General features: G+C 71.7%; 23 protein-coding genes. 7 read left to right on the forward strand and 16 right to left on the reverse strand.

Going from position 1 to position 22,663, the window contains the following annotated elements:
- Positions 1-13: 13 nt before the first annotated feature.
- From ACZ7L1_RS01925 to ACZ7L1_RS01985, 13 genes are all read right to left on the reverse strand, one after another.
- Complete coding sequence (locus ACZ7L1_RS01925) at positions 14-502, reverse strand: hypothetical protein (protein WP_471433349.1); 489 nt, start codon at positions 500-502, stop codon at positions 14-16.
- The gene (locus ACZ7L1_RS01930; protein WP_471433351.1) at positions 499-1,773 is read right to left on the reverse strand and encodes an MCE family protein; all 1,275 of its coding nucleotides are present in this window, start codon (positions 1,771-1,773) and stop codon (positions 499-501) included. Before ACZ7L1_RS01930 ends, ACZ7L1_RS01925 begins: the two co-directional genes overlap by 4 nt.
- A complete protein-coding gene (locus ACZ7L1_RS01935; protein WP_471433352.1) occupies positions 1,770-3,065 on the reverse strand; it encodes an MCE family protein in 1,296 nt (431 codons plus the stop codon). The genes ACZ7L1_RS01930 and ACZ7L1_RS01935 overlap by 4 nt, the downstream gene beginning before the upstream one ends.
- Complete coding sequence (locus ACZ7L1_RS01940) at positions 3,062-4,165, reverse strand: MCE family protein (protein ID WP_471433530.1); 1,104 nt, start codon at positions 4,163-4,165, stop codon at positions 3,062-3,064. The genes ACZ7L1_RS01935 and ACZ7L1_RS01940 overlap by 4 nt, the downstream gene beginning before the upstream one ends.
- A gap of 20 nt (positions 4,166-4,185) precedes the next feature.
- Entirely contained in the window at positions 4,186-5,166 is a 981-nt protein-coding gene (locus tag ACZ7L1_RS01945) for an MCE family protein (protein WP_471433531.1), read from the reverse strand.
- 257 nt (positions 5,167-5,423) lie between these two features.
- Positions 5,424-6,461, reverse strand: coding sequence for an MCE family protein (locus tag ACZ7L1_RS01950; protein WP_471433353.1), 1,038 nt, complete (start codon positions 6,459-6,461; stop codon positions 5,424-5,426).
- Positions 6,458-7,717 (reverse strand): MCE family protein, encoded by a 1,260-nt coding sequence (locus ACZ7L1_RS01955; protein ID WP_471433355.1) that lies wholly within the window; start codon positions 7,715-7,717, stop codon positions 6,458-6,460. The genes ACZ7L1_RS01950 and ACZ7L1_RS01955 overlap by 4 nt, the downstream gene beginning before the upstream one ends.
- Before the next feature lie 4 nt (positions 7,718-7,721).
- Positions 7,722-8,555, reverse strand: coding sequence for an MlaE family ABC transporter permease (locus tag ACZ7L1_RS01960; RefSeq protein WP_471433357.1), 834 nt, complete (start codon positions 8,553-8,555; stop codon positions 7,722-7,724).
- A gap of 3 nt (positions 8,556-8,558) precedes the next feature.
- Entirely contained in the window at positions 8,559-9,329 is a 771-nt protein-coding gene (locus tag ACZ7L1_RS01965; RefSeq protein WP_200418148.1) for an MlaE family ABC transporter permease, read from the reverse strand.
- Complete coding sequence (locus tag ACZ7L1_RS01970; RefSeq protein ID WP_471433359.1) at positions 9,326-10,252, reverse strand: ABC transporter ATP-binding protein; 927 nt, start codon at positions 10,250-10,252, stop codon at positions 9,326-9,328. The genes ACZ7L1_RS01965 and ACZ7L1_RS01970 overlap by 4 nt, the downstream gene beginning before the upstream one ends.
- Positions 10,253-10,386: 134 nt before the next feature.
- Positions 10,387-11,448, reverse strand: a complete 1,062-nt coding sequence (locus ACZ7L1_RS01975; protein ID WP_471433361.1) for an RNA polymerase sigma factor — start codon at positions 11,446-11,448, stop codon at positions 10,387-10,389.
- Positions 11,449-11,501: 53 nt separating this feature from the next.
- Positions 11,502-12,539: a lytic transglycosylase domain-containing protein gene (locus ACZ7L1_RS01980; protein ID WP_471433533.1), complete on the reverse strand. Its 1,038-nt coding sequence runs from the start codon at positions 12,537-12,539 to the stop codon at positions 11,502-11,504.
- A gap of 171 nt (positions 12,540-12,710) precedes the next feature.
- On the reverse strand, positions 12,711-12,992 hold the full coding sequence (locus ACZ7L1_RS01985) for a hypothetical protein (protein WP_471433363.1): 282 nt from the start codon (positions 12,990-12,992) through the stop codon (positions 12,711-12,713).
- A 270-nt stretch (positions 12,993-13,262) separates the two neighbouring features.
- Between ACZ7L1_RS01985 and ACZ7L1_RS01990 the strand changes: the two genes are divergently transcribed.
- The 7 genes from ACZ7L1_RS01990 to ACZ7L1_RS02020 all read left to right on the forward strand — a co-directional run bounded on the left by ACZ7L1_RS01990 (position 13,263) and on the right by ACZ7L1_RS02020 (position 20,506).
- Complete coding sequence (locus ACZ7L1_RS01990) at positions 13,263-16,334, forward strand: SpoIIE family protein phosphatase (RefSeq protein WP_471433364.1); 3,072 nt, start codon at positions 13,263-13,265, stop codon at positions 16,332-16,334.
- 128 nt (positions 16,335-16,462) lie between these two features.
- Positions 16,463-16,711, forward strand: a complete 249-nt coding sequence (locus ACZ7L1_RS01995; protein WP_471433366.1) for a YkoF family thiamine-binding protein — start codon at positions 16,463-16,465, stop codon at positions 16,709-16,711.
- Positions 16,708-17,076 (forward strand): helix-turn-helix domain-containing protein, encoded by a 369-nt coding sequence (locus tag ACZ7L1_RS02000; protein WP_471433367.1) that lies wholly within the window; start codon positions 16,708-16,710, stop codon positions 17,074-17,076. Before ACZ7L1_RS01995 ends, ACZ7L1_RS02000 begins: the two co-directional genes overlap by 4 nt.
- Positions 17,077-17,259: 183 nt before the next feature.
- Positions 17,260-17,778, forward strand: a complete 519-nt coding sequence (gene uraD, locus ACZ7L1_RS02005; protein ID WP_471433368.1) for a 2-oxo-4-hydroxy-4-carboxy-5-ureidoimidazoline decarboxylase — start codon at positions 17,260-17,262, stop codon at positions 17,776-17,778.
- A complete protein-coding gene (uraH, locus tag ACZ7L1_RS02010; RefSeq protein WP_471433370.1) occupies positions 17,775-18,182 on the forward strand; it encodes a hydroxyisourate hydrolase in 408 nt (135 codons plus the stop codon). The genes uraD and uraH overlap by 4 nt, the downstream gene beginning before the upstream one ends.
- A gap of 5 nt (positions 18,183-18,187) precedes the next feature.
- Positions 18,188-19,108 (forward strand): factor-independent urate hydroxylase, encoded by a 921-nt coding sequence (gene pucL, locus ACZ7L1_RS02015; protein WP_471433371.1) that lies wholly within the window; start codon positions 18,188-18,190, stop codon positions 19,106-19,108.
- Positions 19,109-19,129: 21 nt separating this feature from the next.
- Entirely contained in the window at positions 19,130-20,506 is a 1,377-nt protein-coding gene (locus ACZ7L1_RS02020) for an 8-oxoguanine deaminase (RefSeq protein WP_471433372.1), read from the forward strand.
- 128 nt (positions 20,507-20,634) lie between these two features.
- Here ACZ7L1_RS02020 and ACZ7L1_RS02025 read toward each other — a convergent pair whose 3' ends face one another.
- From ACZ7L1_RS02025 to ACZ7L1_RS02035, 3 genes are all read right to left on the reverse strand, one after another.
- Positions 20,635-21,228: a 3'-5' exonuclease gene (locus tag ACZ7L1_RS02025; protein ID WP_471433373.1), complete on the reverse strand. Its 594-nt coding sequence runs from the start codon at positions 21,226-21,228 to the stop codon at positions 20,635-20,637.
- A gap of 61 nt (positions 21,229-21,289) precedes the next feature.
- Positions 21,290-21,724: an acyl-CoA thioesterase gene (locus tag ACZ7L1_RS02030; RefSeq protein WP_471433374.1), complete on the reverse strand. Its 435-nt coding sequence runs from the start codon at positions 21,722-21,724 to the stop codon at positions 21,290-21,292.
- A gap of 308 nt (positions 21,725-22,032) precedes the next feature.
- Positions 22,033-22,662, reverse strand: a complete 630-nt coding sequence (locus tag ACZ7L1_RS02035) for a hypothetical protein (protein WP_471433375.1) — start codon at positions 22,660-22,662, stop codon at positions 22,033-22,035.
- Position 22,663: the final 1 nt, after the last annotated feature.

Genomic DNA, 22,663 nt, shown 5'->3' on the forward strand with positions numbered 1-22,663 from the left:
CTGGTGGCGTGGGTCAGCCCACGAACTCGACGTCGGAGGTCAGCCAGCGCCCGTGCTCGCGCACGAGGTCGAGCTGCAACCGGTAGGTGCGCGCCTGCCCCTGGGGCGCGGCGGTGTTGGTCACCTTGCTGTCGGCGACGACCAGGACCCGGGCCGAGTCGGCGTCGGAGCGGACGAGGCCCGCCTCGAGGACCTGCCCCTCGGACACCGACTTGTTCTGGGCGACGAGCTTTGTCAACTCCGCGGTCTGCGCGGCGAACTCCTTCTTGAACTCGCCGGTCGCGCCCTTCAGCACGTTCCCGCTGTCGCGGTCGTAGTGCCGGTAGTCGAGCGAGGTGAAGTTCAGCGCCGACTGCCGGGCCGCCGCCAGGATGTCCTGCCGGCGCTGCTCGGCCGCGCGCTGGTCGGCGAGGCGCAGGCCCAGCCAGACGGACAGCACGGTCGTCAGCACGGTGGCGGCGACGAGCCCGGCGGAGAGCACCCGGGGGCGTCCCCATCTCATGACATCGGTCCGACCAGCAGCCATTGCCACGACTCCTTTCCGAAGACGGTCTGTTCGCCGCCCGCCGAGCCGATCTCGACGGGCGTGCCGTCCGGGCCGGTCGCGGTGCCGGTCTCCGGGTCGTACGGGGTGACGTACGCGGTCCGGTTCGCGCTGCCCGAACCGGACGCCGCGCCGGGCGCGTTCTGCGCGCCGCGTACCGAGGTGGCGCTGCCGCGCGGCGCCGTGCAGTGGGCGCCGGTGTTCGCTGCGCGGGTTCCGGTGTCCGAGGGGTCGCGCCGCCGGGTTCCGTACCCCTGGGTGCACGCGGGCGGGTCGTTCGCGTTCACGGTGAGCCCGAAGTGGGTGGTGCCGTCGCCGGGGATGACGGTGTAGCTGCCCGCGACCACGACGGGGAGGGTGACAAGGGCCTGCTCCACCCCGGGCAGCCGGGCGACGGTGACCTGACCGCCGCTGATCAGGTTGGCCAACAGCACCGGCAGGGTCGGCCGGGTGGACCTCAACAGGGAGTCGACCTCCTGAGCGGCGGGCGCCGCGTTGCCGACGACCCGGCGCAGGTCCCCGTCGCTCGACTTCAACTGCGCGGTGAGGGTGGCCAGATCGTGGGAGAACGACTTGATCGCCGATCCCTTGTCGGCCTGGGTCTTGAGCACCTTCCGCGAGTCCTCGATCAGGGACACCGTCTGCGGGAGCGAGTCGGACGCCGACTGAACGAGCTGGTTGCCGGAGTCCACCAGGCGGCTCAGGTTCGGTCCGGTGCCGGCGAACGCCTTGCCCAACTCGTCGACGGTGGTGCGGAGATCGTCCTTGCCGACGGAGTTCACCAGCCGGTCCAGACTGAGGACGAGGTCGGTGACCGGTAGCGGCGTCCGGGTGCGGCTGCGCGGGATCGGGCTGCCGTCCGTCAGATACGGGCCGCCGGAGCGCCGGGGCTGCAGATCGACGTACTGCTCGCCCACCGCCGAGCGGTCCGCGACCACCGCCAGGGTGTCGGCCGGGATCCTCGGGGCGCCGTCCTCGATGTCCAGGGCCACCGAGACCCCCGAGCCGTTCAGCCGCAGGGCGCCCACACGGCCCACCGGCACCCCGCGGTAGGTGACCTCGGCGCCGGTGAAGATGCCGCCCGACTCGGCGAAGTCGGCGGTGACGGCGTAGCCCCGGCCGAGCACGTCGTCCGCCAGGCCGGTGTACTCGGCGCCGACGTACGACACCCCGACGGCGGTGACCGCGGCGAAGGCGACCAGCTGGGCCTTGACCATACGGGTGATCACGGCTGTATCCCCTTCAGCATCAGCTCGGCGAGCGCGAGGTCGATGCCCGGCGGCAGGCGGTGCGTTCCGTCGGACGTGCCGTAGCTCGCGGTGCACACCGGCGGGCACAGCGGACCGCCGCCGCCCGAGGGGGCGGAGGGGGTGACCGACGGCTTCGGCACCTTCGGCAGCCCCGGGGCGCTGGGCAGCGCGGTGGGCACCGGCACCGGGACGCTGGGCAGGCCGGGAAGGGACGGCGTCGGAACCGGCTGCTTCCCGGACCCGCCGCCCTTGCCGCCCTTGCCGGGCTCGTCGGCGAGGTTGCCGTACAGGTCCGCCAGGTCGAGGTCGGCGGTGATCTTGAGGTTGACGTAGTCGCCCTTCACGGCGTCGGCCACGTTGCGCGGGAACGGGTACGTCGTCAGCAGCTCCAGGGAGTTCGGCAGGTCGTCGCCCGCCTTGTTCAGCTGTTGGAGGATCGGCCGGAGTTCCTTCAGGTTGGCGACGGTGTCGTCGCGCGAGGCGTTGACGACCCGGGTGCCGGTCGTGCCGAGCTCGGACAGCGCGGTGAGCATCTTCGTCAGGTCGCGCCGCTGGTCGGCCAGTACCTTCAGGGCGGGCGGGATCGTGTCGACGGCCTGGGCGATCGTCTCCTTCTCCGTCCCGAGCCGCTTGGCCAGCCGGTCGATGCCCTCGAGCGCCCGGACGATCTCCGAGCGCTGCCGGTCCAGGCCGCCCAGGAACGTGTCGAGTTGCTCCAGCAGCGACCGGACCCTCGTCTCGCGGCCGTTCAGGGCCTTGTTCAGCTCCACGGTGATGGTCTTGAGCTGGGCCACGCCGCCGCCGTTGAGGAGCGCGGACAGCGCGGACAGCACCTCCTCGATCTCCGGGTTGCGGCCGCTGCGGGACAGCGGGATCACGTCGCCGTCGTGGAGCCGGCCCACGGAGGCGGTACCGGTCGGCGCGGACAGCGCGACGTACTTCTCACCGAGGATGCTGGTCTGCCTGAGGTCGGCGACCGCGTTGGCCGGCAGTTTCACCGAGTCGGCCACCCGCAGCCGCACCCGCGCGTGCCAGCCGTCCAGCTCGACCTTCTCTACGGCGCCCACGGTGACGTCGTCGACCTTGACCGCCGACTGCGGCACCAGGTCGAGGACGTCTCGGAACTCCACCGTGACGTGGTAGGCGTGGCCGCCGGAGGCGGCGCCGCCGGGCAGCGGGATGTCGTACCAGCCGTTGAACCCGCACCCGGACAGCAGCAGCGAACCGGCCGCCGTCCACGCGACCGTCCGGCCCGTGCGCCGCGCGCTCATGCCGCGCCCCCGAGGATTCCGCCGAGGGTCCGGTCGACCGTGCCCGTGCCCGTGGGGGCGGCGGGAAGCTCGGGCAGCGAGTCGAAGAGTTTCCGCAGCTGTGCGCAGTCGGGGTTCTTGCCGCCCGCGTCGCCGGTGGTCTTCAGCAGGGAGCACAGCAGGGACGCCGGGTCCTGCGGAGCCTGGGCGTTGTTGCGGGTGTCGAGGGTGCCGGCGGACGGATTGTAGGCGTTCTGCAGGTTCGACAGGCCGGTCGGGGCGACGTCCAACAGCTCCTCCAGTGCGGCCCGTTGCGTGACCAGGACCTGGGTGACCTCGCTGAGGCCCTCGATGTCCGAGGTCAGTGCCGTCTTGTTGTGCTTCACGAAGTCGGAGACGTCGGCGAGCGCCGTCCCCAGGTACTTGAGCGCGGCCGCCAGGTCCGTGCGCTCCCCGGCGAGCTGCCCTGCCACCTCGGCGAGGCTGTCGTTGAACGAGCGCACGCTCTGGTCGTCGGCGGCCAGCGCCGCCGTGAACACCTGGAGGTTGCGCACGGTGCCGAACAGGTCGCCCCGGCCGTCGGACAACGTGGTGACCGCCTGGGAGAGGTCCTCGACGGACTGGTTGAGGTTCGTGCCCTGGCCCTTGAGGTTGTCCGCGCTCACCCCGAGCAGCCGCGACAGCGAGCCGTCCTTGTTGGCGCCCTTCGGGCCGAGGGCGTCGGCCGTGGTGTGCAGGCTGTCGAAGATCCGGTCCAGCTCGACGGGCACGGCCGTGCGCGACTCGGGGATGACGGCGCCGTCGCGCAGCACCGGGCCCCTGCGGTACACCGGCAGCAGCTGCACATAACGGTCGCTGACCACCGACGAGTTGATGATCGCGGCCTGGGCGCCCGCGGGGACCTTCCGTCCCGCGTCGTACTCCAGGTCCACCCGTACCCGGTCGCCCTGAGGCGTGATCTTCCGTACCTGGCCGATACGGACGCCGAGGACGCGGACGTCGGAACCGGGGTAGATGCCGACGGTGCGCGGGAAGTACGCGGTGACGCGGACCGTACGCGGGTGCGGCCACAGCACGACGGCGACGACGGCGGCCACCGCGAGCACGGTGAGCAGGGCCAGGGCCTGCCGGAAGCGTTTGTTCACTGGGAGCCTCCCGTGCGCGGCACCACCGGGGCGGCGACCAGGTTCTGGACGTAGGAGTCGAACCAGCGGCCGTTGCCGAGGGTGTTGGTGAACAGCCGGACGTAGGGCGCGAGCAGGCTGACGCTGCGGTCCAGGCTCGCCTGGTTGCGCTCCAGCATCCGGACGAACGTGTTGAGGTTCTGCAGCGCGGGTCCGATCTCCCTCTGGTTGTCGTCCACCAGGCCCGACAGCTCGATGCCCAGGGCCGCCGAAGTCTTGAGCAGCGTGTGGATCGCCTCGCGCCGCTCGCTGATCTCCTGGAAGAGCTTGTCGCCGTCCTTCACCAGGGCGGAGAAGTCCTTCGTGTGCTCCGCCAGCACGCCGGTGACCCCGTTCGCGTGCTTGAGGAGGTCGCCCAGGGCCTGGTCGCGCGAGGCGATCGTCCGGGAGATCCGGGACAGCCCCTGGATGGAGGCCTTCACCTCGGCGGGGGAGTCCTGGAAGGTGGTGGAGATGGTGTCCATGGCCTTCGCCAGCCGCTGGGTGTCCACCTTCTCCGTCGTGGTGGTCAGATCGCTGAACGCCTGCACCACGTCGTACGCCGACACCGTCCGCCCGATCGGGATCTCGCCGCCCGGCTTCAGCCGGCCGGGCCCCTTCGGGTACAGCGCCAGGTACTTGGCGCCGAGGATCGTCTTCACCCGGATCGCCGCGCTCGTCGCGGTGCCCATCGCCGGGTCGCCCTTGACCTTGAACGTCACCTTCACGTGGTCGCCGTCGAGGTCGACGCCCTCGACCTTGCCGACCTTGACGCCGGCGATCCGCACCTCGTCGCCGGGCTTGAGTCCGCCCGCCTCGGAGAAGGCCGCGTCGTACGTCTCGCCGTCGCCGATCAGCGGCAGGCTGTCGGCGTTGAACGCGGCGACGGTCAGCAGGGCGAGAGTCAGGAGGCCCACGGCACCGACCACGACGGGATTGCGCTCGCGGAACGGCTTCAGCCGTGGCCGGCGCAGCCGGATCGCGGGCAGCTTCGGCGGCAGGACGTGCACCTTCACCAGGGGTTCGGGGCCCCGGGTCCGGCGAGGCAGGGGGCGGGCCGCCCTCGGCAGCTTCGGGGGGAGGACCCGCACCTTCACGAGAGGCTCCGGACGGCTCGGCCTGCGGGGCAGGCGGACCGTCGGCAGCTTCGGGGGCAGGACCCGCACCTTCACCAGGGGCTCGGGACGCCGGGACCTGCCGGGCGTGACGGGCGTCCTCATGCGCCGCACCTCGCCTGCGCCACATGGAAGTCGGGGGTGATGATCTGCTTCGTCCTCGGCAGCACGATCCGGCCGTCGAAGTCGCACAGGTAGAAGTTGAACCACGAGCCGTACGACGCCGTCCCCGTCAGCGCGTTCAGCTTGTTCGGCAGCCGCTGCAGCACACCCTCCACGGTCTTCTCGTTCCTGTTCAGCGTTCCGGTGAGCCGGTTCAGCCCGGCGATGTCGTCCTTCAGCGGCGGACGCGCGTCCCGCAGCAGCCCGGAGGTGGCCTCGGTCAGGTCGCCGATGCTCACCAGGGAGTCCCCGATGGGCTTGCGGTCGGCGGACAGCCCGGAGATCACCCGCCGCAGCTGGGTGATCAGCGCGGAGAAGCGCGCGCCGCGCCGGTCCAGCGTGTCCAGCACGGTGTTGAGGTTGTCGATCACCGAGCCGATCAGCTGGTCCCGGTCGGCGAGTGTCGTGGTGAGCGACGCCGTGTGCGCGAGCAGGCTGTCGACGGTGGAGCCCTCGCCCTGCAGGGTCTGGATGATCTCGGTGGCGAGCTGGTTGACGTCGCCCGGGCTGAGCGCGGCGAACAGCGGCTTGAAGCCGTTCAGCAGCGCGTTCAGGTCCAGCGCCGGCTGGGTACGGGACAGCGGGATGGTGCCGCCCGGCCGCAGCCGGGTGCCGTCGCCCGCGCCCTCGGTCAGCGCGATGTACCGCTGCCCGACCAGGTTGCGGTAACGGAGGACCGCGTGGGTGCTGGTGAGCAGCGGCCGGTCCGCCTCCACGCTGAAGGTGACCTCCGCCAGCGTCCGGTCCTTGATCCGGATGCCCTCGACCTGGCCGACCCGCACTCCGGCCACCCGGATGTCGTCACCGTTCTCCAGGCCCGTGACGTCGCTGAACACCGCGTGGTAGGTGTCCTTGGGGGTGAAGGAGACATTGACGATGGTGGCCGCGAGCAGGGCCGTCGCCGCGATCGTCACCAACGCGAACAGGCCGAACTTGATCAGCGGTGCCGCGGTCTGCCGGGCTCCTGCGGTCCTCATGCGACGCTCACCGCCGTTCCGCGGGCCAGCGGCCCGAACAGCAGGGTCGCGACGGGCGGCACCTGGTCGGCGGGCACGCCCATGACGGGAGCCACGAGCGAGCCGACGGCCCGCTGTTCGGCCCGGGTGGCGGACACGTCGACACCTCCGGGAAGAGCGCCGCCGCCCGAACCACCGGACGACGTACCGTCGTTGAGCTTGGGTTTCGGCCCGGGCACCGCCGGATGGGGCAGTCCCCGGCAGTCGGGCCCCGACCGGTCCGCGTAGCGCGGCCCCTCACCGGGCCTGTACGCGCCCTGCGGACGGACGACCTCGAGGGTGATCCTCATCTCGCCGCCCCGGAACGCGTCCTCGGACACCTGCTCCTGATGGACCAGGCCCTGCAGCAGGCACGGGTACTCGGGGGAGTAGCGGGCGAACAGCTCCAGCGTGGGGCGGGACACCCGGCCGAGGGTGATCAGCCGGTCGCCGTTCTCGTCGAAGAAGTCCCGCCCGGTGTCCGCGACGGCCGCGGTGGTGCGGAGCGCGGCGGCCAGCTCGTCCTTCTTCTCGACGAGGGTGCGGCTGGTGGTGACGGTGTTGCGCAGGACCGCCATCAGGTCGGGTGCCGCGTCCCCGTACACCTGGGCGACGTCGGCGAAGCGCGAGATGTCCTCCCGCAGGGACGGCAGATGCGGATTCAGGCGGCGCAGATACGCCTCCACCCGGGTCAGGTTGTCGCCGATCCGGTCGCCGCGGCCCTCCAGCGCGGTGGCGAACGCCGAGAGCGTGGCGTTGAGTTCGCCGGGCTGGACCGTGCGCAGCAGCGGCAGCAGGTCGTTCATCAGCCGCTGCAGCTCGATACCGGTCTTCGTGCGGTCCTGGGTGATGACGTCCCCGGCGCGGATGGGCCGAGCCGACGACTGCGCAGAGCCGGCGGGCGGCACGAGGTCGACGTACTTCTCGCCGAACAGCGTCTTGGGCAGCAGCCGGGCATGCACGTCGGACGGGATGAACGTGACGTACTGCGGCTTGAGGGCGAGGTCGAGCGTCGCCTTCGTGCCGTCCGCGTGCACCGCGCGCACCTCGCCCACCAGCAGCCCGCGCAGCTTGACGTCGGCGCGCGGCTCCAACTGGTCGCCGAGGCTGTCGGCCTGGAGCGTCACGCGCACCACGGAGGTGAACGCCTGCTGGTAGACCGCCACCGCGAGCGACAGCAGCAGCGCCAGCACGGCGATGAACGCGACGCCGTACAACCTCAGTCTCAGTGCTCGCACCGGTTCACCCCGCGATCCGTACGGTCGTGTTGGCGCCCCAGATCGCGAGGCTGAGGAAGAAGTCCAGGACGTTGATCGCCACGATGGAGGTGCGCACCGCCCGGCCCACCGCGACACCGACTCCCGCCGGGCCGCCGCTCGCGTGGTAGCCGTAGTAGCAGTGCACCAGGATGATCAGCACCGCGAACACGATCACCTTGCCGAAGGACCACAGCACGTCGACCGGCGGCAGGTACTGGTGGAAGTAGTGGTCGTACGTGCCCGTCGACTGCCCGTAGTAGCCGGTCGTGATCGTGCGGGCGGCCAGGTACGACGACAGCAGCCCGATCACGTACAGCGGGATCACGGCGACGAACCCGGCGATCATCCGGGTCGTCACCAGGAACGGCAGCGAGGGCACGCCCATCACCTCCAGCGCGTCGGTCTCCTCGCTGATCCGCATCGCGCCGAGCTGCGCCGTGAAGCCGGCGCCGACCGTCGCGGACAGGGCGAGCCCGGCCACCAGCGGGGCGATCTCCCGGGTGTTGAAGTACGCCGAAAGGAACGCCACGAAGTTGGAGGTGCCGAGCTGGTTGAGGGCCGCGTAGCCCTGCAGGCCCACCTCGGTGCCGGTGAAGAACGACATGAAGGCGATCACGCCGACCGTGCCGCCGACGACGGCGAGCGCGCCCCGGCCGAAGCTCACCTCGGCGAGCAGCCGCAGGATCTCCTTCTTGTAGCGGCGCAGGGTACGGCCCGTCCACGCCAGTGAACGGCCGTAGAAGGAGAGTTGGGCGCCCAGGTCCTCCAGGGAGCGCAGGGGCCGTTCGAGGAGCCACAGGGGTCGTGGAGGTCGCATCGCTCAACCCCTCTGCGGGACGATCTGGAAGTACACGGCGGTCATCACGAAGTTCGTCACGAACAGCAACATGAAGGTGATCACCACTGACTGGTTGACGGCGTCCCCGACGCCCTTCGGGCCGCCTTTCGCGTTGAGCCCCTTGTAGGAGGCGACGATCGCGGCGATCGCCCCGAACACCAGCGCCTTGATCTCGGCCGCCCACAGGTCGGAGAGCTGCGCGAGGGTGGTGAAGGACGCCAGGTACGCGCCCGGCGTGCCGTTCTGGAGGACGACGTTGAAGAAATAGCCGCCGGCGACACCGACGACGGACACCAGGCCGTTGAGCAGGACGGCCACCACCATGGACGCCAGCACCCGGGGCACCACGAGCCGGTGGATCGGGTCGATGCCGAGCACCTGCATCGCGTCGATCTCCTCACGGATCTTGCGCGCCCCGAGGTCCGCGCAGATCGCGGTGCCGCCCGCGCCCGCGATCAGCAGCGCGGTGACGATCGGCGACGCCTCGCGCAGCACCGCCAGCACGGAGGCGGCACCGGAGAAGGACTGCGCGCCCAGCTGCCGTGTCAGGCTGCCGATCTGCAGGGCGATGACCGCCCCGAAGGGGATCGACACGAGTGCCGTGGGCAGGATGGTGACGCTCGCGACGAACCACGCCTGCTGGATGAACTCCCGTGCCTGGAACGGCCGTCGAGGCAGCGTCCGTACGACGTCCAGTGCCAGCGCGAACAGGTTGCCCGAGTGGCGCAGCGGCGCGGTGGGGGACAGGCTCATGCGCCGGCGGCCTCCTTCCGGTGCAGTGCGGCCTCGCGCCTGGCGATGGCGTCCCAGCGGGGCGGGCGGGTGATGCCCGGGCCGGGTAGCAGCCGGGGAGTCATCTCCTGGGGCGCGCTGTCGTCCAGACGCGCCAGCTCCTGCTCGACCTGGGCGGCGTCCTTCTCCTCCGCCATGCCGATGGGCCCCTGCATCCGGCCGTTGAGGAACTGGCGCACCACCGGCTCGTCGCTGGTCAGCAGCTTTTCACGGGGCCCGAACATCACCAGTTCGCGGCGGAACAGCAGTCCGATGTTGTCGGGGACCTGGCGGGCCGAGGCGATGTCGTGGGTGACGATCAGGAAGGTGGCGCCGGTCTGCGCGTTGAGATCGACGATCAGCTGGTTGAGGTAGGCCACGCGCACCGGGTCGAGGCCCGAGTCCGGTTCGTCGAACAGGATGATCTCCGGATCGAGCACCAGCGCCCGGGCGAGCCCGGCCCGCTTGCGCATACCGCCGGAGATCTCACCGGGCAGCTTTCCCTCGGCGCCGAGCAGGCCGACCATGTCCATCTTCTCCAGCACGATCCGCCGGATCTCGGACTCCGACTTACGGGTGTGCTCACGCAGCGGGAAGGCGATGTTGTCGTACAGGTTCATCGAGCCGAACAGCGCGCCGTCCTGGAACAGCACGCCGAACAGCTTCCGCACCTCGTACAGCTCGTGCTCGCGGAGCCTGGTGATGTCCCGGCCCGCTACCTTCACCGAACCGCGCTCGGGTCTGAGCAGCCCGACGAGTGTCTTGAGGAACACGGACTTGCCCGTCCCGGAGGGGCCGAGCATCACGGAGACCTCCCCGGCGGGCAGCGTCAGCGAGACGTCCTGCCAGATGACCTGGTGTCCGAAGGACTTGGTCAGCCCTTCCACACAGATCTCGACACCCATCCGCGCTCCAACCCTTCGCCCGCGTGAGCAGCTCCGACATCTGCTCTACGGGGAGGGGCGGGGAGTCCGTCGCGAGGAAGCGGAAATTTTTTCGGACGCGTCGGCAGCGCCCACGGCGGCGTTGCCGACGGGCCCTACGGCAGCTTCACGGAAGGCGTGCTCGGGGTGGGCACGGGCAGCGAGGCGGACGGCAGGGAGGGAGTGTTCGTCGGTACCGACGGAAGCGAGGGGACGGCGGTGGGGACCGGCAGCCTCGGCACCGTGGGCACGCCGGGGACCCCGGGCGCCGACAACGTCGGAAGCGGGGCCGACGAGACCCCCGGGAGGGACGGCACCGACAGGGGCAGCGGTGAGCCGGTGCCCGGTGTGCGGGCCGTCTCCCGGCCGGCCGGCGTCCGCGTCCCGACCGAGGCGGTGCGCGCTTGGGGCGGACGAACCCGGCCGGTGCTGGCCGTGCCGTCCGTCTCGAGCGGCTGGGTGCTGTGCGTCACCGCCGGACGCGGGACCGGCGCGTCGGTGGAGCCCCCGCCTCCGCCCAGCGTTTGCGGCAGGACGAACCCGGCCACCACCAGCGTCGCCGCCGTCGAGGTGACCGCCACCGTCTGCGCCTTGCCGGCCCCGCGCGGCCGTCCACGCCCGAGCAGGAAGAGCACGGCGCCGAGCGTCCCGGCCAGCGAGGCGCGCAGCGTCCGCCGGGCCCGGGCCAGCAGCGACTCGACGGTCCGGTAGCTCAGGCCCATCCGCACGGCCACCTGACCCACGTCCAGGTCCTCGGACTTCAGCCGCAGGGCCTCCGCCTGGCGCGCCGGCAACTCCCCGCTGCGCACGGCGAGCCACCGGGCCTCGGCCCGGTCGCACACCGCCTCGTCGACGGGCACCGGGCCCGGTGTGAGGAGCGTGGGGCTGCTGCGTACCTCGGCCTCCCGGTTGACCTGCCGGTACCGGTCCACGCACAGCCGCATGGTCACCGTGGTCAGCCAGGCGCCGAGGCGCTCGTCGTCGAGATCCGGGCGCTCCGCCGCACGCAGCATCGCCTCGTGCACCGCGTCCTCGGCGTCCTCCAGGCTCATCGACCGGCGCCTGGCCACCTTGAGCAGGTGCTCCCGGTGGCTCCACATGCGCTTCCAGCGGTCCTGGGCCGCCTGTGTCTCCGCGTCCCCGGCCTCCCCTGTCTCAGCAGGCATGTCCGTCGCCATGAGGGCCCCTTTGCGCTCACCCGCCGGTCCTGTGCACCCGGCGGGTGGCGACATTACCGCCCAGTATCCGGGGTTGGGGAGGGGGTGGAGCCCATCGTGTCCGCACCGTTGCTGGTCAGCGGGCCGCCACTGGGCAGCACCCCGGTGCCGGGCAGCCCGATGCTCGGGGTGGGCACGGGCAGCGACGGCGGGGCGTCCGTCTGCTGCGGCACCCCGGCCGTACGGGACGGGGACGGGGTGGGGGAGGGCGCGGAGACCGTGGCCGACGGAGCCGGGGACGGTGTCGCGCCCGGGTGGTGCCCCGACGGCTTCGGCGAGGGGTGCGCCGTACTGCCCTGCCGGGGCGGCTTCGGTCCCTGCGACGCCGCGGCGCCCCCGGGCAGGTCCGGCACCACGCGGTGCCCTGCCAGGAAGTACGCGTACCAGGCCCTGACCGTCCGCAGATAATCCTGCGAGGCGTTGTAGCCCAGGATCGCCCGGTCCAGTTGCGCGGGGTCCGACAGGTTCCGGCCGCCCGCGCACAGGTAGCGGCCCGCGGCGAGCGCCGCGTCGAAGACGTTGTTCGGGTCGTCCCTTCCGTCACCGTTGCCGTCCGCGCCCCAGCGGGCCCAGGTGGAGGGGATGAACTGCATCGGCCCGACCGCGCGGTCGTACACCGGGTCCCCGTCGTAGGCGCCCCCGTCGGTGTCCCGTACGACGGCGTAGGGCCCCCCGGTCAGCCGCGGTCCGAGGATCGGCGTCACCGTCGTACCGTCCGCCCGCACCCGGCCTCCCCACGCCTGCCCGGACTCCACCTGACCGATCGCGGCCAGCAGCTGCCAGCGCAGATGGCATCCGGGCGCGGTGCGCGCCAGCTCCGCCTCGGCGTGCCGGTAGGCGGCGAACACCGTCGCGGGCAACGCCCCTGCGCCGCCCGCCGCCGCCCGCCCGCCCTTCTGCGGCTCTTGCGTGCGCAGCGGTGGCAGTTGGGTGCGGTACGGGGTGTCGCCGGACACGCTCGGCCCGTGTTCGGCGGGTGCGTCCGGCCGCACCGGCTCGGAGGCCCGTGCCGCCACCGCGCCCGGCGCCTGGGAAGCCGTGAGCGCCGCCATGGCCGCCGCCGCGACCGCCGTCCCCCTGACCCCTCTGAACGCACCCCCGAACGCATGCCTGAACACTCGCCCTGCCACGGAGCACTCCCCTCCCTGTACGGATCCCTTCCTCTGCTCTACGCGGCAGGGAGGCGGGTCCGTCGCGGGAGGCGGGGCCGGCACCGGGCACCGTCAGGACGTATCGGCGGGAACCATCCCGAACCAGGTGAAACTCACGGTCCAGTACACGACGTACAGGGCGAGCAGCGCGAAACCGTGCCGGCGCCTGAGCCGTCCGGTGGAGATGACATACGCCCCGAGCCCGTTCACCACGAGCAGCGCGGGCAGGTGCCAGGTCAGGACGCTTCGGTCGATGACCACGCTGCCCGCCAGCAGCACGATGCCGAGCTTGCCCGTGACCGAGAAGACGACGCTGCCGATGACGTTGCGTGTTTCGGGTAACCGCCGCCGCATGACGAAAAACGCTCCCGGCCTATTTCAAGCGATTTCCCGAGATTATTGCGAATTCCCACTCGAAGGCCCATAACATGCAGCACGAATTCCGGGTCGGGCGGTGCTGCCCGGGGTGGTCGGCGCCGCCCCCGGAGTGGCGATCACGGTCTTCCGGCGGTGGATCTTCCCGCCTGGCGTGGGGGCCCGTGTCCCCTGGGTATCTCCTTTGCGGCCCATGTTTTCGATGTTGTGATTCGCGGCATAATGGGGCTACGGCAAACGGCTGGAAGCATGCCCTCCGTGAGGGAAGTGATCGCGGTGGCCGTCGCCTGGGACGACATCGGCGGTCTCGTCGATGCCCATGAGCGTTTCCTGGCCGGCGCACGAGTCGAGACAGACGTCCGGCTCTCGGTCCTCGAGTCCTGGAAGCGGTGCAGGTCCGAAGGCGTGCAGCCGCACCGCCTCCTGGTGCCCTACGCCGCCGACCTGTCGCTGGACGACCGGTTGCTGCGCGCGGCAGACCCCGTGCTGAAGGGCCTGACCGCGTCACTGGCCAACGTGAACATGGCGATCGCGTTCTGCGACGCGCGGGCCCACATGGTCCAGCGGCACGGCGGTGACCTGCAGTTGCGCCGACGTCTCGACTCGGTGAACTTCGCCCCCGGCTTCGACGCCTCGGAGCGGGCCGCAGGCACCAACGGCGTCGGTACGGCGCTGGCCGGCCGCAGCCCGATCTACGTGGTCGGCCGCGAGCACTTCGCCGACTGTCTGCAGCCGTTCGCCTGTGCGGGCTCGCCCATCCGCGACCCGCTCAGCGGGCGGATCGAGGCCGTCCTCGACCTCACCTGCCTGCGCGAGGACGGCGACCCCGCCATGCTGCGGCTGGTGCGGCAGGCCGCCCGCGACATCGAGGGGCGACTGCTGGAACAGGCCACGGAGCGGGAGCGGGCGCTCCTCTCCGCGTACCAGCGGACCTGCGGCGACACGGGCGGCGCACCCGCCTGGCCGCGGCAGCCCCAGCACGTGGGCGGCGAGTTCGGCTTCGACGGAGACACCCTCACCCGTATCGACCTGGCCGTGCTGCGGGAGAAGGCCGAGGAACTGATCGCCTCGCCGCAGCGCACCCTCGACGAAGTGGCCGTGTCCGGTGGGCGCGTCGCCACGCTGATGCGCCGCCAGGTCAAGGGAGCGGCCGGTGAGACCGGTGTGGTCGTGGAGGCCCGTGTCGCCGGGGGCCCGCACCTGCGTCATGTCGAACTCGCCCCGCCGGCGCAGTCGCTCGCACCACCGCCACCGCTGGCACCACCGCCACCGCTTGCACCACCGCCACCGCTCGCACCACCGCCACCGCTCGCACCACCGCCACCGCTCGCACCACCGCCACCGCTCGCGCCGGCGCCACCGCTCGCGCCGCCGCAGACCGTCGCGCCCGCCCTGCTCACCTCGCAGGCACCGCCGATCACCGCACCGGCACCGCCCCGCGCCCCCGCGGGACCGAACGGAACCCCTCCGGTCGTCCTGCGCACCGTGGCACCGCCGTCCCCGGCCACCGCGCCCGCGCCGCCCGAGGCCGCCCAGCAGCGCACCCGGCCCGAGACGACCGCGGACGACGGCGACAGTGGCGCCGAGGGCTGGCTGCTGCTCGTTGGTGAGCCCGGCGTCGGCCGCCTGGCGGTCCTGGCCCGCAGGCGCCTGGAGCTGCTGCACGACGCCGGCGTGCGCATCGGCACGACCCTGGACGTCACCCGCACCGCGGAGGAGCTGGCGGAGGTGACCGTCCCCCGCTTCGCCGACCTTGCGGTCGTCGACCTGCCCGACTCCGTGCTGCTCGGCGAGGAGCCGGGCCCGCTCGGCGGGCACACTCCGCTGCGACGGGTCGCTCTCGGCAGCGTGCGCGAGGAACTGCCCGTGTACGGCATCGGCGACCTCGTCCAGTACGTGCCCTCCACCCCGCAGGTCCGCTGCCTGGAGACCGGCCAGTCCGCGCTCGAACCCGTCCTGTCCGAAGCCGACGGTTGGATCGCCCAGGACCCGGCGCGGTTCGGGCAGGCACTGACGAAGGGCATCCACTCCCTGATCACCGTGCCCCTGCGGGCCCGCGGCACGATCCTCGGCGTGGTGAGCTTCTACCGTTCCGAGAAGCCCACCCCCTTCGAGGACGACGACCTGTCCCTCGCCCAGGAACTGGCCGCCCGCGCGGCGATCTCCATCGACAACGCCCGCCGCTACACGCGCGAGCACAACACCGCCCTCGCCCTGCAGCGCAGCCTGCTGCCCCGGGGCCGACCCGAGCAGAACGCCGTCGAGGTCGCCTACCGCTACCTGCCCGCGCAGGCCGGGGTCGGCGGCGACTGGTTCGACGTCATCCCGCTGTCCGGCGCCCGGGTGGCCCTGGTGGTCGGCGACGTCGTCGGGCACGGACTGCACGCCGCGGCCACCATGGGCCGGCTGCGCACCGCCGTACACAACTTCTGCTCCCTGGACCTGCCGCCCGACGACCTCCTCACCCACCTCGACGACCTCGTCGGACGCCTGGACCGGGGCGAGGGCTGGGCCGCGGAGCCCACCTACCCGGACGCCGGGATCGTCGGCGCCACCTGTCTGTACGCCGTCTACGACCCGGTGTCCCGGCGGTGCACCTTCACCCGGGCCGGCCACCCGGTCCCCGCGGTCGTCGGCCCCGACGGCAGCGTGGACTTCGTCGACCTGCCGTCGGGCCCGCCCCTCGGGCTCGGCGGGACCCCGTTCGAGACGGTCGAGCTGGAGCTGGCCGAGGGCAGCCAACTGGTGCTCTACACCGACGGTCTGATCGAGGACCGGGTCCGGGACATCGACACCGGCCTGGACAAGCTCCGCAGCGTCCTTGCCTGCCCCGGCCGGGCGCCGGAGGACACCTGCGAGGCCGTCCTCGACGCCCTGCTCCCGTCCCGGCCGAGCGACGACGTGGCCCTGCTCGTGGCCCGGACGCACGCGCTCGGCCCGGAGCGGGTCGCCGAGTGGGAGCTGCCCAGCGATCCGGCGGTCGTCTCCCGCGCGCGTGAGGCGGTCACCGGCCAGATGTCCGCCTGGGGCCTGGACGAACTCGGCTACACCGCCGAGCTGGTCGCCAGCGAGCTGGTCACCAACGCCATCCGCCACGCCACCGGCCCCGTCCAGCTGCGCCTGCTTCGGGACCGTGCGCTGATCTGCGAGGTCTCCGACGGCAGCAGCACCTCGCCCCGGCTGCGGCGTGCACGCAACGAGGACGAGGGCGGGCGCGGACTGTTCCTCGTCGCGCAGCTCACCGAGCGGTGGGGAACCCGCTACACCACCGACGGCAAGATCATCTGGACCGAACAGTCCCTGGAACAGCCCCTGGCCTGACCGCCCTCCGCGACCGCCGTCCACGGCGGCCCCGCTTCCGTTAGAGTCGCTGCCGGGCGTGCCTCCGCAACGGGCGGTCCTGGTGAAGGCGCAGGTCAGGCGCAGGTCAGTCGGTGGTTGGGGGCAGTATGCGTTTGAGGGTGGAGTTCACGACCGAGCCCTTCGACCTCGATGAGGCGCCCGCGCACGCGCTGGTGGCCCGCGATGTCCTCGGGGCCGCGGATCTGGACGCCGTGGACGTCGGCCCGTTCGGCAACACCGCGGAGGGCCGCGCCGACGCCGTGCTCACCGCCGTCGACGCGCTGCTGCGCAAGACCCTCCAGGCCGGTGCCACCCGGATCTCGCTGCAGGTCAACGTGATCGGGGAGGGCAAGTGACCGGCAGGTGGGACGAGCCGTTCATCACGGCCGTGAAACCGCTGGTCGACGCCATGGGGGGTGAGATGCTGCCCCCCGACCAGGCCGGCCCCGACGACGTGGTGCTCGTCTGGGAGGGCGCCGACGTCGTCGCCGTACGCCTGCCGCAGCTCGCCGACTCTCTGGATCACATCCTGGCCGCCATGGAGCGCAAGCGCGGCAAGCCCTTGTCCGAACTGGACCGCAAGGCCAAGCAGGAGGTCGTACGGGCGCTGGAGGCGCGCGGCGCCTTCTCCGTGCGCCACGGAGTGGAGACCGTCGCCGGCGCGCTCGGCGTCAGCCGGTTCACCGTCTACAACTACCTCAACCGCGAGAAGGAGTCCTGACGGGCCCTTGCGCCGGTGAGCGGGCTCGCCCCTTGCACCGCCGGTGAGCGGCTCGGCCCCTGCGCCGGGGGGTGGCTCACCCCGGCTTGGCACCCCGAATTTTCAACAAACTGTTGACCGCGTGCGGGTGGAGGGCGTTAGCTGTTCGCAGCCCGCTCAAGGACCAAGGCCACGGAGGCACCCGTGACGTCCACTCCCACGCCGCCGGGCCTCGCCCGCTTCAACGCCCTGGAAGAAGCCGCGGCCCGCCTCGCCCTTCACGAGGTGTGCACGTCCACGGCCTGGGCCGCACGGCTGCTCGCCGGGCGCCCCTACGCCACCGCCGAGCACCTCTACGCCTCGAACGACGCCGCCATGGCGGAGCTGACCACCGCGGATCTCGAGGAGGCCATGGCCGGGCATCCGCCGATCGGCCGGCCCGAGCCGGGTGATCCCGCCTCGGCACGGGAGCAGCGGGGCATGGCCGGTGCCTCCGACGAGCTCAAGGCGGAGATGCTCGAGCTGAACCTGGCGTACCAGGAGAAGTTCGGCCACGTCTTCCTGATCTGCGCGACCGGGAAGAGCGGCGAACAGATGAGGGACGCGGTCAAGGAGCGGATCGGCAACGCGCCGGAGCAGGAACGGGAGATCGTCCGCGCCGAACTGGGCAAGATCAACCGCATCCGGCTGGCACGCATCGTCGAAGAGGGCGACCACGCATGAGCAATCGCACCACCGCCTCCGTGTCCACGCACATCCTGGACACCGGCATCGGCCGCCCCGCGACGGGCGTCGCCGTCCGCCTCGCCGCCCGTCCCGGCCGGGACGCGGACTGGCAGGCACTCGGCGGCTCCGCGACCGATGCGGACGGCCGGTGCAAGGACCTTCCGGCCCTGCCGGAAGGGACGACCCACGTACGGCTCGACTTCGCGGTCGAGGCGTACTTCGAGAGGTCCGACAAGAAGCAAGCCGATGCGCAGCAGGACGCCCCCGCGAATCGGGACAGCGGTGCGCAAGGAGCGTTCTTCCCGGAGGTGACGGTCACCTTCGCCGTCGTGCCGGGCGAGCACTACCACGTACCGCTGCTGCTCACCCCGTTCGGCTACTCCGTTTACCGAGGGAGCTAGCACACATGGCAGCAGTCAATTCCCGCCCGGCCCGCCCCGTACTGGGGCAGAACCAGTACGGCAAGGCCGAGAACCGGGTCGTCAGGATCACGCGGGACGGCGCCACCCACCACATCAAGGACCTCAACGTCTCGGTGTCGCTGAGCGGGGACATGGACGAGGTCCACTACTCCGGCTCCAACGCCAACGTGCTGCCGACCGACACCACCAAGAACACGGTGTACGCGTTCGCCAAGGAGCACGGCGTCGACTCCGCCGAGCAGTTCGGCATCCACCTCGCCCGCCACTTCGTGACCTCGCAGGAGCCGATCCACCGGGCCCGCATCCGCATCGAGGAGTACGCCTGGGACCGGATCGAGCACTCGGGCAAGGGCGCGCACTCTTTCGTCCGCACAGGCCAGGAGACCCGCCTGACGCAGATCACCTACGACGGCTCGTCCTGGGAGGTGGTCTCCGGCCTGAAGGACCTGACGGTGATGAACTCCACCGACTCCGAGTTCTGGGGCTACGTCAAGGACGAGTACACGACGCTGCCCGAGGCCCACGACCGCATCCTGGCCACATCCGTCACCGGCCGCTGGCGCTTCAACTGGACCGATGACGCCCAGCAGACGCCGAACTGGGAGACGTCCTACGAGCAGACGAAGAAACACCTGCTCCAGGCCTTCGCCGAGACCTACTCCCTCTCCCTGCAGCAGACGCTGTACCAGATGGGCACCCGGATCATCGAGCATCGCGCCGAGATCGACGAGGTCCGCTTCTCGCTCCCGAACAAGCACCACTTCCTGGTGGACCTGGAGCCGTTCGGGCTGAAGAACGACAACGAGGTGTACTTCGCCGCCGACCGCCCCTACGGCCTGATCGAGGCCACCGTCCTGCGGGACGGTTGCGAGGCGCGGATCCCGGTGGACCTCACCAACCTGTGACGGAAGCGAGAACCACGAACCATGACAGCCCAGCGCATCGTCATCGAGAACTGCGCCCTCGCGACCGTCGACGCGCACGGCACCGAGTACGCGAGCGGACACGTCGTCATCGCCGGCAACCGCATCGAGGCGGTGGGTCCGGGCGCGGCCCCCGAGGGCCTGGAGAACGTCGTGCGCCGCATCGACGCGACGGGCCACCTCGTCACTCCGGGCCTGGTCAACACCCATCACCACTTCTACCAGTGGATCACCCGGGGCCTGGCCACCGACCACAACCTGTTCGACTGGCTCGTCGCCCTGTACCCGACGTGGGCCCGCATCGACGAGCCGATGGTGTACGCGGCGGCCCAGGGATCGCTCGCGATGATGGCCCGCGGCGGCGTCACCACCGCCATGGACCACCACTACGTCTTCCCGAGGGGCTCCGGCGACCTGTCCGGCGCGATCATCCGCGCGGCCCGCGAGATGGGAGTCCGCTTCACCCTCGCCCGCGGCTCGATGGACCGGGGCGAGTCAGACGGCGGTTTGCCGCCGGACTTCGCCGTCGAGACGCTTCAGGGCGCGCTGGCCGCCACGGAGGCGACCGTCGACGAGCACCACGACTCCTCCTATGACGCCATGACGCAGGTGGCCGTGGCGCCCTGCTCGCCCTTCTCGGTGTCGACCGAACTCCTGCGGCAGGGAGCGGAGCTGGCGCGCAGCAAGGGCGTACGGCTGCACACCCACGGCTCGGAGACGGTGGAGGAGGAGAAGTTCTGCCACGAACTGTTCGGCATGGGCCCGACCGACTACTTCGAGTCCACCGGCTGGCTCGGCGAGGACGTGTGGATGGCGCACTGCGTGCACATGAACGACTCCGACATCGCCGCCTTCGCCCGGACCAGGACGGGGGTCGCCCACTGCCCGTCCTCCAACGCCCGCCTGGCGGCCGGCATCGCCCGCGTACCCGACATGCTCGCCGCGGGTGTCCCGGTCGGCCTCGGTGTGGACGGCACCGCCTCCAACGAGTCCGGCGAACTCCACACCGAACTGCGCAACGCGCTCCTCATCAACCGCCTCGGCTCCCACCGGGAAGCCGCCCTGAACGCCCGCCAGGCGCTGCGCCTCGGCACCTACGGCGGCGCCCAGGTGCTGGGCCGCGCACGGGAGATCGGCTCCCTGGAGCCGGACAAGCTGGCCGACCTGGTGCTGTGGCGGATGGACACGCTCGCCCACTCCTCGATCGCCGACCCGGTGACGGCGCTGGTCTTCGGGGCGCCGGCGCCGATCACCGCCTCGTTCGTGAACGGCCGTCAGATCGTTGAGAACGGCAGGCTGCTGACCGCCGACGAGGACGCCGTCGCCCGCTCCACGCGGGACGAGGCCCGGCGCCTGGCGCGGATCGCCGAACAGGGCTGACCGGCGGTCTAAGACTCCGGCCGGGAGGGACGGCTCCCGTCCGGTGGCCGCGGACCGAACGGGGTCCACGGCGACCGTCCCCGGGGCGCGCAGGGACGTGCGCGCCCCGGGGACGGCATGTCGGGCGCCTATGCGGGGCCGGGCCACCTCATGAGGTTGGCGAGCAGTTCGGCCTGCTCGATGGCGTCGTCCAGGGCATGGTGCGTGTGGCGGCGCTTCGACAGCAGGTGCCGAGGCATCGTGCCCTTCGCCACCGCCCGCAGCGGCAGCCCGGCCTTCGCCGCGTACAGCGTCTTCATGTCGAGGCAGCCCGAGTGCCCGAAGGGACTCCCGCCGGTGAAGCGGATCAGGTACCAGTACAGGAACGTCCAGTCGTACGACGCCGGATACCCGCACATCACCGGCTGCGCGCCCGCGCTCACCCGTCGCACCCAGTCGCCGAACTCGGCGAGCGCGACGGCCGGTTCGGCCCCCTCCGTCGTCAGCCTGTCCCGGTCGAGGCCGCTCACCGCCAGCGCCTCGGGCACGAACTCCTCACTGATCGGCCGCAGCTCCCGGTAGAACGTGTCCCGCTCCGGGTCGGCGGCCGTGAACCCGTCCGCGTCCTGCACGCCGGCGACCGCCGCGCCGAGGCTCAGCATCGAGTACGGGCCCGGGATGGGGCCGTCCGCCTCGATGTCTACGGAGATGCAGAGGCTGGGCTTGATGCGTCGTGCGGCCATGGGCCCGCAGCATCCCAGGTCGCCGGACGCCTCGCATCCCTGTTCCGCCAGGACCTGGTGCTCACAGCCCGAACAACTCCGGCCTGCCCGCCAGCGCCCGGAAGCAGCCCTGCGGGTCGGCCACCAGCCTGCGCTCCCTGAGGTCCAGCAGACCGCCGACCGAGGCGATGTCGGCGGAGACCGTGCCGTCCGCCTTCCGGATCGTCTGCACCACCCGGAACGTCTTGCCCTCGCCCCACTCGAAGGCGCACGTCACGTCCACCTCCTCGCCCGCGCGCAGTTCCCGCTGATAGCGGATGGTCGTCTCCAGGACGACGGGACCGACCCCCTTGGACAGCAACTCGGACTGGCCCACCCCGGCCTCCTGGAGCACGCACCACCGGGCGTGTTCCGCGTACTGCAGGTAGACGCTCTGATTGAGGTGCCCCAGGGCGTCGGTCTCATAGCCCCGGACGGTGACGCGGACGGAGAACGGTTCGGTGACGTGCTCGGCCACGGTGTTTCCTCCACAGCGACGCAGGTGACGGCATCGGACGACATACAGATGTACGAATGTACGGCAGCGGTCGGCGCGCGATCGTCAACTCCCGCCCGGGCGCGGGACGGTGAGTGGAACAACTCATGACGCCTGCCGTGCACGGCCGCAGCCGCTGCCAAGGGCTCACGGCCGTCGCGCGCGTCAAGCACTCGCTCGAACCGCTGTGCAGGCGCGGCGACTTCCACCCGGAGAGCACTCGCACAGCGCTCATCGGTCTCGGCTACCGCAGCGCGCAGTCCTACGGCGACCTCGCGGTCCGGCGTCCGTCACATGCGTCTCGGCGACGCCAGCACGTACCGCTCCCGCGTCCGCGGCTCGGTGTGCTCGCCGACCTGCCAGCCCGTCCGCTCCAGCGTGGCCGCGCAGGCGCGCAGTGCGGCGAGGTCCGGCTCGTGCACCGCGACCGCCTCCGGCTGCGGGGTCGCGCGCACCCGGTAGCCGCTGCCCTGGCCGCCGGTCGCGGGCCGGTGCCCGGCCGCCTCCAGGGCGAGCGCGGCGGCCCGCACCAGATGCTGCCGCTCCCAGCCGCACGGGCGGTCCGAGGCGCCGCCCGGATTGGTCATCCGGCGCAGCTCCAGCAGCCCCTGCCAGGCGCTGTGCACCTCGCGCATCCGGGCGGGCCCCGCATCCGCGGTCTCCTCGCCGCCGACCCGCGCCGCGAACACGCCCGAGTCCGCCACGGCCGGGGCGCCCGGCGCCGATTCCTCGGCGGGTGTCTCCCGTATGCGATGCCCCGCCGGGGTCAGGAAGTGGTCGTGTGGCGGACGCGGATGCCGGAAGGCCAGCCCCCGCTTCACCAGCGCCGCCAACTGGGCATCCGTCCCCCGCAGCCGCCCGGTCACGGGATCGGCGGCCTCGATCAGGCGCCGCTGCGCGGCGGTCGGCGGTCGGATCACG

This window comes from Streptomyces sp. NPDC107546 (genome assembly GCF_055639175.1).